We start from the raw sequence: 11,752 nt of genomic DNA on the forward strand, positions 1-11,752 counted from the left end.
GGCCGCTCCCCCGCCCCGGCGTCGGCGGCCTCGGCGCGGCGGGCCCGCTGCGAGCCCAGCTCGACGACGGCGACCCCGGCCGCGATGAACAGGATCCCGCTGATCTTCAGGGCACCCAGCGACTCCCCGAACAGGACGGCCGACGCGCCGGCGGTGAGCACCACCCCGATCGCTCCCCAGAGCCCGTAGGCGACGCCGAGGCCCATGCCGCGGCGGAGCACCTGGGTGAGCAGGGCGAAGGTGAGCACATAGCCGACGACCACGACGACGTACAGCGCAGGCAGGTCGAGGGCGCCGCGCAGGGAGAGCGTCGCCGTGACCTCGGCGAGGATCGCGGCGGCGAGCAGCAGCCAGGTCGTCATCGCGCCTCCCCTCCGGCCGTCGCCTCCTCCAGCAGCGCGGCGGCGAGGGAGCGCAGGCGCTCCGCCTCCTCCCCCACCTCGTCGAGCAGGCCAGCGGCGCGGTCGAACCAGAGCCCGTCGGCCATGAGCCGCACGGCGAGCAGCCGTGCGCGGCGGTCCGCGGCGGCACCGGCGGGCACGTGCAGCCAGGTCTCGACCTGCTCCTGCCAGCGCTCGGTGAGCGTCACGCGCAGGTGCGGGTCGGCGAAGATCACCAGGTCCGCGGCGGAGAGGGCGGCCGTGCAGGCCCAGTCGAGATAGGCGAGGTGGCGCTGGTCCGCGGGCGCCTCTGCCAGGTCGGCCGGCGCGTCGGCCAGGTCGTCCGCGGCCCCCGGGTGGCGGGCGGCGACCTGCGCGAGCAGCTCCCGCTCGTAGCGCGCCGCCATCCGATCGAGGATCGCGCCGAGCAGCTGCTCCTTGGTGGAGAAGTGGTACATCAGCCCGGGCTTGGTGACGCCGGCGGCGCGAGCGGCGGAGTCCAGGGTCAGCGTGCCATCGGCGCCGAGGTGGGCCTCGGCGGCGTCGAGCATCGCCTCGCGCGCTGAGGGGCGGTGCGCGGGGCGTGAGGGCGGTGTGGAGCGCGCGGGTGCCATGGGACCTCCGAGGTCGAGGGGAACGCCCGTTACTTTACTGACCGGATGGCCAAGTGACGCAAGCGTCGCCGGGCGTCGAAGTGCTCGCATCGCGCGGCGTGCAGCCTGCCCGCGCGGCACCACATGGGCCGTGTCATCCGCCTCGGCATGCGTCCCGAGCACGCCTCTTGACCACGGAGCATGCTCGACGCACGGCCGCTCACTCCCCCGGCGCAGGGCCTGCGGGCGATCCTGGCGGCGCACGGAGGCTTCTCGGCGTGATACCAGAGCGGTATCATCCGGTCATGGCCATGACTCTGCGACTCACCGATGACGACGAGAAGATCCTCGCCGAGCTCGCCCGCGAGGAGGGCGTCAGTCGGCAGGAGGCGACGGTCCGCGCGATCCGCGAGGCGGCGGCACGACGAGGCCACGAAAAGGCGGTGCAGGACCTGTCCCTGCGTGCACGCACCCGCTACGCCGATCTCCTCGACCGCCTCGCGCAGTGACCCCGGTCCGCTATCTGACCCTCGAGGACCTGCTGACTCTGGTCGACGACCTCCGGGTCGGTCCGGTGCGTGATCTGGGCCTCCTCGAGTCCGCAGCGCATCGCCCCACGACCACCCTCTGGGGCGCGGAGGCCTATGACGGGCTCGATCTGAAGGCCGCGGCGCTCCTCGAGTCCATCGTCCGCACCCACACGCTCCTCGACGGCAACAAGTGCCTCGGATGGCTGGCCATCGTGGTCTTCTTCGGCCTGAACGATGTCGACCTCGACGCGCCCGATGATGCGGCCTATGAGCTGGTCATCGCCGTATCCACAGGACAGATGCCCCTCGAGGAGGCAGCGGAGGCGATCGCGGCCTGGCACTGAACCATCGTGCACTCCCTCAGAGCCGGATCATTCCGGCGCGGGGGCCCAGCGGGCGATCTGCGCGGCGAGGTGCCCGGCGCCGTAGCCGTTGTCGATGTTGACCACGCCGATGCCCGGCGCGCAGGCCGAGAGCATGGTGAGCGCCGCGGTGACGCCGCCGGCGGCGACTCCGTAGCCGACGGAGGTGGGCAGCGCGACCACGGGTGCGGGGATCTGCCCGGCGATCACGGTGGGCAGCGCCCCGTCCATCCCGGCGGCGACGACCACACAGGCCGCCTCCCGCAGCTCGGGCAGTCGGGACTGCAGGCGGTGCAGCCCCGCGATGCCGATGTCGGCGATGAGCTTCGTGGGCCGGCCGAGGTGACGGGCGGTGAGCTCCGCCTCGCGCGCCACGGGCAGATCGCTCGTGCCGGCGCAGGCCACGATCACCAGACCCCCGCTCGGCGCGGGCGGCGCGGCGGGCCAGGCGAGGAAGCGGGCCGACGGATCGTGGGAGGCGTCCGGCAGGGCGGCGAGCACGGCCTCGGCGCGGGCCTCGTCGGCGCGCGTGAACAGCACCGGTCCGAGGTCCTCGCGCCCCTCGGCATGCAGACGCGCGTAGGTCGCGGCGATCTCGCGCACCTGCGCGACGCTCTTCGCGTCGCAGAGCACGGCCTCGGGCGCGCCGCGGCGGGAGGCGCGGTCGAGGTCCAGGTCGAGAAAGCCCTCGATTCGACCGGCCCCGTCGGCCGCCCCCGGCCCGTCGGCCGGCGCCTCAGCCACGCGCGGACTTCCCGACGATCTGCAGGGAGAACAGTCCCGAGCGGATGCCGTCGAGGTCGATGGTGACGTGCTGGAAGCCGGTCTCCTTGCCCGCGGCGACGAGCGCCTCGCGGATCGCGGGCTCCATCGCGCGGGGCAGCTCGTCGGTGGGCAGCTCGATGCGGCCCACAGCGCCGTGGTGGCGCACCCGGCAGTCGCTGAAGCCCTGCTCGTAGACGGCGTCCTCGAGGTCGTCGATCTGGCGCAGCTTCTCCGGGGTGACCTCCTGCCCGAAAGGGATGCGGGAGGCGAGGCAGGGGGCGGCGGGCTTGTCCGCGACGGGCAGGGACAGCTGCCGCGCCACCTCGCGGACCTGCGACTTCGTCATGCCGACGACGGACAGCGGCCGCAGCACCCGGTGCCGGGTCGCGGCGCCGGCGCCGGGGCGGTCGTGGCGGGTGGCGTCGTCGGCGTTCTCGCCGTAGGCGACCGCGTCGAGCTGCTGCTCGCCGACGACGTCCTCGCCGATGCGGGTGAACAGCTCGTCCTTGCAGTGGAAGCACCGGGCGCCGTCGTTCTTCTGGTAGTCGGGGTTCTCGCCCTCGTGGGTGGGGACCTCGACGACCTCCGCGCCGATCACGCGCGCGACCTGGTGGGCGAGGCGCCGCTCGCGCCGGGCGAGGGACGGGGAGACGCCCAGCAGCGCGACGACGTTCTCGGCGCCGAGCGCGCGCACGGCGAGCGCGAGAAGGGTCGCGGAGTCGACGCCGCCGGAGTATGCGACGCCGAGCCGCTGCACGCCTGCGAGCTCGGCGGAGACCCCATCGGCGAGCTCGCGCGCCTCGCCGCGCAGGGCGTCCGGGGTCATCTCCTCGGCCTCGAAGCCGGGGTGGCCGGGCGCGAACAGCGAGGTGGGGGCCGACGGGGCGGTGCCGAGGGTCAGAGGGACGGGCTTTCTCAGGCTGGTCACGCGGCCTGCTCCTCCGCCCCGTCGCGCCCGGCCCCGTCGCGCTCGGAGGCGAGCCGGAAGAGCACCTCGCCGGCGTGGTCGATGACGAGCGTGTCGGGGTCCTCCCGCAGCGCCTCGATGTCGAGGGAGGCGGGGTCCATGTACAGCACGTTGTGCGCCTCGGTCTCCTCCTTGGAGATGGAGGTGGCGAAGTAGCGGTTCACGCGCTGCTTCTCCTCCCCCGTCTCGGGGTCGTAGGTGCCCAGGCCCGTGACGTGCGTGGAGTGGGCGAGCTCGCCCCAGGGGTGGTCCTTGAACCGGTCCCACTGCTTCGTGAAGTACTCGATGTTGTGGTACCCGATCTCGCGGATGCCGGGGTGCATCGCGGCGACCTCGGTGATGTGCGGGGCGTAGATGATCACGTCGCCGCCGTCGGCGCAGACGGGCTCCGACTTGTAGAAGCCCTTCGCCCCGGTCCACATGTCCTCGTACATCTCCGGGACGAGGGCGACGATCCGCTTATAGGGCTTCTCGACGTAGGTGATGTGGGTCTGCGCGGAGATCTTCGCCATCGCCGCCCAGGCGGCCTGCGGGTCGCCGAACGCGATCGCGCCGAGGTCCGCTCCGCCCTCGGCGACGTCCATGGTGAAGGCGAGCTTCTCGGTGGGGATGAGGTCGCTCGCGGCGTCGATGAGCTGGCGCACGGGGGTGATGCCGAGGGTGCCGATGATGCGGCTGGCGGTGATCAGCGCACCCACCCAGTGGGAGATGTCGATGACGTCGTGCACCGAGCAGCCGGGGAAGAAGTACTTGTTGCCGCCGGAGAAGCCGACGACCTCGTGGGGGAAGACGGGGCCGACGATCAGGTTCACGTCGGACTCGACGCAGAGCTTGTTGATCTGCACGTTCATGGGGATGTCGGTGAGCAGCCCTCCGGTGAGCTCGGCGATCTGCTCGGCGGGGATGACGCCGAGGTCCGCGATCTGGGAGGGGTCGTCCCAGGCATGGTTCAGGACCGTCCACTCCGGGTACGTCGCCTTCGCTCCGCGCTCGGTGGAGCCGAGCAGCTGGTCGATGGCCTGCTCGCTCATCGCGGCGTGGGTGCCGAGCGCGATCAGCACGGTGACGGAGGAGGCGCGGCCGGCGAGCGCGTCGTGGATCGCGGGCAGCACCTTGGGGAGAGGGACGGAGCGGGTGCCGTCCGGGATGATCAGGCAGACGCTCTTGCCGTCGAGGTCCTGGCCGGCGAGCTGCTCGGCGACGAAGCCGGCGATCTGCTCCTCGGTGAGGATGCCTCCCGGGCCGCCGAGGAGGGCGGCCCGTTCGGCCAGGCCCTGGGGGATCGGGTGGATCGTGGGCTGCTGGGGCGCCGTCGTCTCGCTCATGGCTCCATCATCCCCTCCCTGCTCGCACGGCACCATGAGATGACGCCGGTTGCCACCGGATCCCCAGGTCCTCGGGCGATCGGGCCTCAGTCCCTGCGGCCCCTCCGGCCGACGGCCGCCGCACCGGTCGCGGCGAGGGTCGACATGCCGGTCTCGAGCCCTACCCGACGCCCGGTGCGCACGAGCACCCAGCCCACGGCGACCACCATCAGCAGCTGCAGCGCGTATGCGCCCGGCCCGGTCAGGAACCGGGCCATGTCGATCGACGAGGGAGCGTTCGAGAACGACGAGACGAGGAGCTTCTGGCTCGACCATGCCGACCTGGGCTGCATCGGCCTGGTGCGCCTCGAGGACCTCGAGGACCCCACTCCCCTGTTCGACCTGCGCCTGGCCGAGGAGTACCGCGGCAAGGGGCTGGGCGTCGAGGCGCTCCGCGCGGTCACGCGCCACGTCTTCGAGCACTTCGGCGAGGTGACGCGCTTCGAGGGCCGGACCCGGGAGGACAACCTCGCGATGCGCCGCACCTTCGTGCGCTGCGGCTGGGTGAAGGAGGCCCACTACCGCGAGTCCTGGCCCGTCGAGGGCGGTGCACCGCTGGCGTCCGTCGCCTACGCGACCCTGCGTCGCGACTGGGAGAGCGGCACGACGACGCCGGTGCCCTGGGAGGAGCCCGGGCTCTGAACCGTCCGGCTCGAAGCGCACGCGGGCCCGTGGTCGATCACCCAGCTGGCCACCGATCCGGAGGCCACCGCGTTCTGGCGCCGAGCGACCCCGGTCCCGTTCGAGGAGACGGTGCAGGCCGACTGGATCGTCGAGCAGAGGTTCACGATTGACCGGCCGTGACCGCGTCACCCCTGGCCGGGGGCCTCCTCGGGGATCTCGATCGTGCCCTCGACGGAGACGGGGAAGGGCGGGGCATAGGCCGTCTCCCACAGATGCCCGTCGGGGTCGGCGAAGTAGTCGGCGTCGAGCAGCTCGCCAGCGGGCAGATCGGCGATCAGTCCTGCGGCGGCGCCGTCGCAGAGGGTCACGAAGGACCGGTCATAGGCCTCGGCGGCAGCGGTCCAGCCCATCATGCCTCCAGCGAACCGCACTGCGGCCGCGGGGACGGCGGACACTCGCGAACGGCGCCGCACTGCCCATCAGGGCCCCGCACGGCCCGGCGGCGGAGCACCGCACCACGGCCCCATCTTGCATCCATTGATGCATGCATTAGGATCGCCTCCATGCGCTCCCCCACCCTCCCCTGGCTCGATGACCGCGAGAACCGTCCGATCGCGACGCAGATCGCCGCGAGGACGGGCCGACAGATCGCCACCGGCGAGATCGAGCCGGGCGCGCTGCTGCGTGAGGTCGACGTCGCCGAGGAGCACGGCGCGAGCCGCACCCCGGCGCGCGAGGCGATGCTGCAGCTGGAGACCTGGGGGCTGGTGCGCCTCCTGCCGAAGAAGGGCGCCCAGGTCACGACCCCGACCGCCCGGGAGCGGGAAGAGCTGCTCTCGGTCCGCGCGATGCTCGAGGGGCACGCCGTCTCCCGCATCGCCCCCGACGAGACCCGTCGGTCCTCCCTCGTCGAGGCGCTCGCGCCGGTGCTCGCGGCGCAGGAGGCCGCGACCGATCGTCCCGCGGACTTCGCCGTCCACGACTACGCCTTCCACCTCACCCTCGCCTCCCACGATGGCAACCGCGTGGTCGAGGAGGTGCTGCGCGCGCTCGGACCGCGACTGTTCCGCCTCACGCATCTGGCCGTCCTCTCCCCCGCCGCGGACCTGCCCGCCCTGCACCGCGAGCACATCGAGCTCACCGATGCGGTGGCGCGCGGGGACGTCGGCGGCTTCCGCGAGATGATCGAGGGCCACCTGCATACCGGCCACGATGCCTACTCGGTGGTGTCCGAGTGATGCGCGCACGGATCCCGGCCTGGCTGGCCGTCGCCCCGACGGGCTTCCTCCTCGCCTGGGGCGGCAACCACTTCACGCCGCTGCTGCACGTGTACGAGACCGTCGGCGGCTATGCGCCCTGGCAGGCGAACCTGCTGCTGGGGATGTACGTCGCCGGTCTCGTCCCCGGGATGCTGCTGGCCGCGGGGCTCTCGGACCATCACGGCCGTCGGCCGATCACGATCGCGGGCCTGCTCGCCGGGGCGCTCGGCAGCGTGGTGCTCGCGGCGAGCATGTCGAGCTTCGTGCTGCTGTGCGCCGGCCGCGTCCTCGCCGGGATCGGCGTGGGTGTCGGCATGTCGGTCTGCTCGACCTGGATCAAGGAGCTCTCCTGCGCCCCGTACGACCCGGGCGCGACGCCGACCGCCGGGGCGCGTCGCTCCTCGATGATCCTCACCCTCGGCTTCGCGCTCGGCGCGGGCGTGACGGGCTCGCTCGCCCAGTGGGCGCCGCTGCCGGGGCAGCTGCCCTTCCTCGTCCATCTCGGGCTGTGCCTTCTGGCCGGGATCGCGCTGCTCGCGGCGCCGGAGAGCCTGCCGCGCGAGCTGCGGGCCCGCGGCGCGCTGCGCGATGACCTGAGGGTCTCCTCGGTGAGGCATCCCGTCTTCGCGCGGATCGTGCTGCCGGCCGCGCCGTGGGTGTTCGCCGCCGCCGGGGTCGCCTACGCCATCCTGCCTGCGACGGTCGAGGCGCAGATCGGGGACTCCGCGACGATCTACGCGACGGGCCTGACGGTGCTCACCCTGGGCGTCGGCGCGATCGCCCAGGGCACCGTGGGCCTGATCGACCGCCTCACCCGCGGCCGCGCGCTGGTCGTGGGCCTGAGCGGCATGAGCGCGGGGATGATCCTCGCCGCCGTCGCCGCGGATCTGCGCCGCCCGGTGCTGGTGGTGGGCGTCGCGGCACTGCTCGGCGCGTCCTACGGGGTGTGCGTGGTGGCGGGCCTCGTCATCGCGCAGTCCCTCGCCTCCCCGCGGGAGCTCGCCGGGATGACCGGCGTGTACTACTCCCTCGCCTATCTCGGGTTCCTGCTGCCGACGATCCTCGCCGCCCTCACCCCGGTCCTGCCCTACACGGGAGGCCTCGTGATCGTCGCGGCGGTGTGCGTGCTGTGCCTCGCGACCGTCGCCTGGGGTCTGCGCCGCCCGCTCCCGACGCCGACGGCCGACGCGGTGGAGGACGAGCTCGTCGACCCCGAGGTCGCCTCGGTCGCCGCCTCCTGAGCAGTCCTCACCGCATGGTCGCGGCGAGCTCCGCCTCGCTCAGCGCGCGGTCCGCGAACACCAGGCGCTGGGCCGACGGATCGGGTTGCCGGCGTCGGACCGCGATGGCGCAGCGCGAGCCCGACCTTCCGGGCGACTGCGGCGGAGGCGGGGGTGTTCTCGAGCAGGTAGGCGACCACCGGCAGCTCCGGGCGGCGCTCGCGGGCGGCGTCGACGGCGGCGCGGGCCAGCCCGGTCGCGAACCCGCGCCCCTGCGCCTCGGGCGCGAAGCGATACCCGAGGTTCCAGAACGCGTCCTGCCGCACCGCGCAGCCTCCGTGCCCCACCCGACTCGCCGCGGTGGCGCTCCCGTCGGCCGGACCCGCGCTCCGCCGAACGTGGCCGGACACACGTGGCCGCGCGCCACCCCGCCCCGTACCGTGTCAGAGGCACAAGAAGTGTCGGCGGCGTCCGCGCCGCCTCCCTCCCCTCCTCGGAGCCACCCCTCGATGAGCACGTCCACGCAGCCGACCCACGCCCCCGCGACCACGCGTCGCCGTCCCGGCCTCTCGGCGCGACACCTGCACTTCATCGCCCTCGGCTCCGCGATCGGGACCGGGCTGTTCTACGGCTCGGCCGGCGCGATCCAGGCCGCGGGCCCCTCCGTGCTGCTGGTGTACCTGCTCGGCGGCGCGGTCGTGTACTTCATGCTCCGCGCACTGGGCGAGATGGCGGTGCGGATGCCGATCTCGGGCTCATTCGCCGAGTACACCCGACGCTTCCTGGGCCCCTGGGCCGGGTACATAACCGGCTGGATGTTCGCCTTCGAGATGCTGATCGTGTGCCTCGCGGACCTCACCGCGATCGCGATCTACATGCGGTTCTGGTTCCCGGACACCGCTCAGTGGATCTGGGTGGCCCTGACGCTGCTGATCGTCGGCGCCGCGAACCTCGCGAGCGTGCGCTGGTTCGGGGAGCTGGAGTTCGCCTTCACGATCGTGAAGGTCGCGGCGGTGGTCGCGATGATCGCGGGCGGCGCGGCGATCCTCGCCTTCGGGCTCGAGGATCCCTCGACGCCGACGGGCCTTGCGAACCTCACGGCCGACGGGGGCTTCTTCCCCAACGGGCCCGGCGGGATGATCAGCGCGTTCATCCTGGTGCTCTTCGCCTTCGGCGGCACCGAGATCATCGGCGTGGCCGGCACCGAGGCGGAGGACCCCGCCACGGCCATCCCGAAGGCCGTGAACACGGTCCCGGCGCGAATCCTGCTGTTCTACGTCCTCGCGATCGGGGTGATCCTGCTGCTCACCCCGTGGCAGCAGATCACCGGCGAGGAGTCCCCCTTCGTGCAGATCTTCGACACCCTCGGCGTGAACTGGGCGGCGGCGCTGCTGAACATCGTGGTGATCACCGCGGCGCTCTCCGCGATCAACGCGGACCTCTTCGGCGCCGGCCGCGTCGTCGCCGGCATGGCGCGTCAGCGCCTGGCCCCGTCGGCCCTGTCCCGCACCGTGCGCGGGGTGCCGGTGGTGACCACCGTCGCGATGCTGGGCGTGCTCGTCGTCGGCGTGGTGCTGAACCGGATGCTGCCGGACGAGGTGTTCACGATCGTCGCGTCGCTGGCGACCTTCGCGACCGTGTTCGTGTGGCTGATGATCCTGCTCGCGCAGGTCGCCTCCCGCCGCGGGATGAGCCGGCAGGAGCGGGACGCGCTGCAGTTCCCGGTCCCCTTCTGGCCCTACGGGCAGGCGTTCGCGATCGCGTTCATCCTGTTCACCTTCGGGATCATGGTGTGGCAGTCCGAGTACCACACGGCCCTCGCCGTCGGCGTGGGCTTCACCGTGCTGATGACGCTGCTCTACGCCCTGACCGGCCGGCGGGCCCAGCGCGTCTGACCGCCTCATCCCGCGCAGAGGTCGGTGTCCGCCGTCCTGGTCCCGCGGGGGGCCGACGGAGCGGTGTCGGGCTCCGCCGTCCTCGGGGCGGCGTCCGGCGTGGGCGCTGTCAGCGGCTGCTGGAGGACCCGTCGGCCGCGGCCGGAGCCTGATCGAGCACGAGCTGGAGGAAGGCCAGGTCGAGCCAGCGCCCGAACTTGGTCCCCACCTGCGGCAGCACGCCCACGCGGTCGAAGCCGAAGCGCTCGTGCAGGCGCACGGAGCCCTGGTTCTCCGCATCGATGCCGGCGACCATGACGTGCAGGCCCTGTGCCCGGGCGCGCTCGATCAGCGCGGACAGCAGCGCCGATCCGGTGCCGCGGCCGCGCAGCCCCTCGCGCACGTAGAGCGAGTGCTCGACGGTGTGGCGGTAGCCGTCGTGCGGCCGCCACGGACCGTAGGTCGCGTAGCCGAGCACGATCCCGTCGTCCTCGAGCGCGACGAGCACCGGGAAGCCGCCCGCCTGCCGCTCGGCGATCCACTCGGCGCGATCGGCCGCGTCGACGAGGCGCTCGTTCCAGATCGCGGTGGTGTGTTCGACGGCATGGTTGTAGATCTCGGCGATGCCGCGCGCGTGCTGCGCGGTCGCGTCGAGGATCTGCATCAGGTCCCTCCCGGGGAGACGTGGACCCATCGCCGGGCCGAGAACGCACAGAGCCTACGCCCGTCGGCCCGCGCCCAGCGCCGCCGTCCGACGGGGTGGTCGAAGAAATCGGCGTACAAGACGTACCTGATGTACGCCGATTTCTTCACGCACCTCCGACCTCGGAGGGCGGGTCGGCGACGAACCATCGCCCGCGGATGACCGTCCGCGCCGCGGCCCCGGACCGACGCGCGGAAAGCGGCGATGCCCGTTCACGCGGCGGCCCCGACCGTCTCGCGAGGAGACGGCCGGAGTCCGCGCTCGGCCGCGACAGTCCCGACCCTCAGCGCCGGGCGGCGACCGCCTCGGGGCGCAGGTCCAGGCGACGCAGCAGCTGCGCGTTCAGCGCCACCACGACGGTCGAGGCGCTCATCAGCAGCGCGCCGACGCTCATCGGCATGACGAATCCGATCGGGGCGAGCACCCCGGCGGCGAGCGGGACGGACAGCAGGTTGTACCCGGCCGCCCACCAGAGGTTCTGCCGCATCTTGCGGTAGGCGGCGCTCGACAGCTCGATCACCGACAGCACGGCGCGCGGGTCCGAGGAGGCGAGCACCACCCCGGCGGAGCCGATCGCGACGTCGGTGCCGGCGCCGATCGCGAGGCCGACGTCGGCCCGCGCGAGAGCGGGGGCGTCGTTGACACCGTCGCCGACCATCGCGACCTTGCGACCCTCGTCCTGCAGCGCGGCGACGCGGCTCGCCTTGTCCTCCGGGCGCACCCCGGCGAAGATCCGGTCGATGCCGAGCTCGGCGCCGACGTGCTGGGCGACGTTCTGCGCATCGCCGGTGATCATGACGACCTGGATGTCGCGGGCGTGGAGGGCGTCGATCGACTCGCGTGACTCCTCCCGCACCGCGTCGGCGAGCTTGAGGGCGCCGACGGACTCGCCGTCACGCAGCACGTGCAGCACGATCGCGCCCTCCTCGCGCCAGGCGGGGGTCTCCTCGAGCTCGGCGGCGCCGGTCTCCTCGAGGAGGCGCGGCCCACCCACACGGATCTCGTGCCCGTCGACCTGCGCGCTCACGCCGAGCGCGGGGGCGGAGGCGACCTCGGAGGCGGCGGGGACGGAGACCCCGTCGGCCGCGGCGCGCTCGCGGATCGCGCCGGC

At 73.0% G+C, this 11,752-nt stretch carries 15 protein-coding genes and 1 pseudogene; 6 read left to right on the plus strand and 10 right to left on the minus strand.

All coding sequences use genetic code 11. The features are described from left to right. Window positions 1-362 (minus strand): DMT family transporter (locus HMPREF3159_RS05780; RefSeq protein ID WP_070500081.1); only part of this gene is annotated, 362 nt, incomplete at its 3' end. Continuing rightward, window positions 359-994: a TetR/AcrR family transcriptional regulator gene (locus HMPREF3159_RS05785; RefSeq protein ID WP_070500082.1), complete on the minus strand. Its 636-nt coding sequence runs from the start codon at window positions 992-994 to the stop codon at window positions 359-361. The genes HMPREF3159_RS05785 and HMPREF3159_RS05780, both read right to left, overlap by 4 nt. Before the next feature lie 284 nt (window positions 995-1,278). Here HMPREF3159_RS05785 and HMPREF3159_RS05790 point away from each other — a divergent pair, with 284 nt between their 5' ends. Both HMPREF3159_RS05790 and HMPREF3159_RS05795 read left to right on the plus strand, forming a co-directional pair. Continuing rightward, window positions 1,279-1,482: a CopG family transcriptional regulator gene (locus HMPREF3159_RS05790; RefSeq protein WP_010552105.1), complete on the plus strand. Its 204-nt coding sequence runs from the start codon at window positions 1,279-1,281 to the stop codon at window positions 1,480-1,482. Beyond that, on the plus strand, window positions 1,479-1,847 hold the full coding sequence (locus tag HMPREF3159_RS05795) for a type II toxin-antitoxin system death-on-curing family toxin (protein WP_070500083.1): 369 nt from the start codon (window positions 1,479-1,481) through the stop codon (window positions 1,845-1,847). The genes HMPREF3159_RS05790 and HMPREF3159_RS05795 overlap by 4 nt, the downstream gene beginning before the upstream one ends. Before the next feature lie 27 nt (window positions 1,848-1,874). Here the strand turns inward: HMPREF3159_RS05795 and larB are convergent, their stop codons facing one another. The 4 genes from larB to HMPREF3159_RS17805 all read right to left on the minus strand — a co-directional run bounded on the left by larB (window position 1,875) and on the right by HMPREF3159_RS17805 (window position 5,179). Further along, window positions 1,875-2,609, minus strand: coding sequence for a nickel pincer cofactor biosynthesis protein LarB (gene larB, locus HMPREF3159_RS05800; RefSeq protein WP_083305812.1), 735 nt, complete (start codon window positions 2,607-2,609; stop codon window positions 1,875-1,877). Continuing rightward, entirely contained in the window at window positions 2,602-3,558 is a 957-nt protein-coding gene (gene larE / locus HMPREF3159_RS05805) for an ATP-dependent sacrificial sulfur transferase LarE (protein WP_083305813.1), read from the minus strand. The genes larB and larE overlap by 8 nt, the downstream gene beginning before the upstream one ends. Continuing rightward, window positions 3,555-4,922, minus strand: a complete 1,368-nt coding sequence (locus HMPREF3159_RS05810; protein WP_070500084.1) for a lactate racemase domain-containing protein — start codon at window positions 4,920-4,922, stop codon at window positions 3,555-3,557. Before HMPREF3159_RS05810 ends, larE begins: the two co-directional genes overlap by 4 nt. Before the next feature lie 86 nt (window positions 4,923-5,008). After that, window positions 5,009-5,179, minus strand: a complete 171-nt coding sequence (locus HMPREF3159_RS17805) for a hypothetical protein (RefSeq protein WP_246821492.1) — start codon at window positions 5,177-5,179, stop codon at window positions 5,009-5,011. On the opposite strand from HMPREF3159_RS17805, the gene HMPREF3159_RS05815 reads away from it, so the two are divergent. Beyond that, on the plus strand, window positions 5,097-5,603 hold the full coding sequence (locus HMPREF3159_RS05815; RefSeq protein WP_371441694.1) for a GNAT family N-acetyltransferase: 507 nt from the start codon (window positions 5,097-5,099) through the stop codon (window positions 5,601-5,603). The genes HMPREF3159_RS17805 and HMPREF3159_RS05815 overlap by 83 nt on opposite strands. Window positions 5,604-5,770: 167 nt before the next feature. On the opposite strand, the gene HMPREF3159_RS05820 is transcribed toward HMPREF3159_RS05815, so the two are convergent. Then, window positions 5,771-5,998: a hypothetical protein gene (locus HMPREF3159_RS05820; protein ID WP_141748094.1), complete on the minus strand. Its 228-nt coding sequence runs from the start codon at window positions 5,996-5,998 to the stop codon at window positions 5,771-5,773. A 150-nt stretch (window positions 5,999-6,148) separates the two neighbouring features. On the opposite strand from HMPREF3159_RS05820, the gene HMPREF3159_RS05825 reads away from it, so the two are divergent. Both HMPREF3159_RS05825 and HMPREF3159_RS05830 read left to right on the plus strand, forming a co-directional pair. Further along, window positions 6,149-6,823 (plus strand): GntR family transcriptional regulator, encoded by a 675-nt coding sequence (locus HMPREF3159_RS05825; protein ID WP_070500087.1) that lies wholly within the window; start codon window positions 6,149-6,151, stop codon window positions 6,821-6,823. Then, the gene (locus tag HMPREF3159_RS05830; RefSeq protein ID WP_070500088.1) at window positions 6,823-8,085 is read left to right on the plus strand and encodes an MFS transporter; all 1,263 of its coding nucleotides are present in this window, start codon (window positions 6,823-6,825) and stop codon (window positions 8,083-8,085) included. Before HMPREF3159_RS05825 ends, HMPREF3159_RS05830 begins: the two co-directional genes overlap by 1 nt. Before the next feature lie 128 nt (window positions 8,086-8,213). Here HMPREF3159_RS05830 and HMPREF3159_RS18175 read toward each other — a convergent pair. Next, window positions 8,214-8,474: pseudogene (locus HMPREF3159_RS18175) on the minus strand (GNAT family N-acetyltransferase); the annotation flags it as partial. 99 nt (window positions 8,475-8,573) lie between these two features. Between HMPREF3159_RS18175 and HMPREF3159_RS05835 the strand changes: the two are divergent. After that, window positions 8,574-9,959 carry an amino acid permease gene (locus tag HMPREF3159_RS05835; RefSeq protein ID WP_070500089.1) on the plus strand — a complete coding sequence of 462 codons (1,386 nt, stop codon included), beginning with the start codon at window positions 8,574-8,576 and terminating at the stop codon, window positions 9,957-9,959. Window positions 9,960-10,068: 109 nt separating this feature from the next. On the opposite strand, the gene HMPREF3159_RS05840 is transcribed toward HMPREF3159_RS05835, so the two are convergent. Beyond that, the gene (locus HMPREF3159_RS05840) at window positions 10,069-10,602 is read right to left on the minus strand and encodes a GNAT family N-acetyltransferase (RefSeq protein WP_070500090.1); all 534 of its coding nucleotides are present in this window, start codon (window positions 10,600-10,602) and stop codon (window positions 10,069-10,071) included. Between the two features lie 322 nt (window positions 10,603-10,924). Beyond that, window positions 10,925-11,752, minus strand: an 828-nt coding sequence (locus tag HMPREF3159_RS05845) for an HAD-IC family P-type ATPase (protein ID WP_141748095.1), incomplete at its 5' end; no start/stop codon positions are given.

Source organism: Brachybacterium sp. HMSC06H03, assembly GCF_001807385.1.
Lineage (GTDB): Bacteria > Actinomycetota > Actinomycetes > Actinomycetales > Dermabacteraceae > Brachybacterium > Brachybacterium conglomeratum.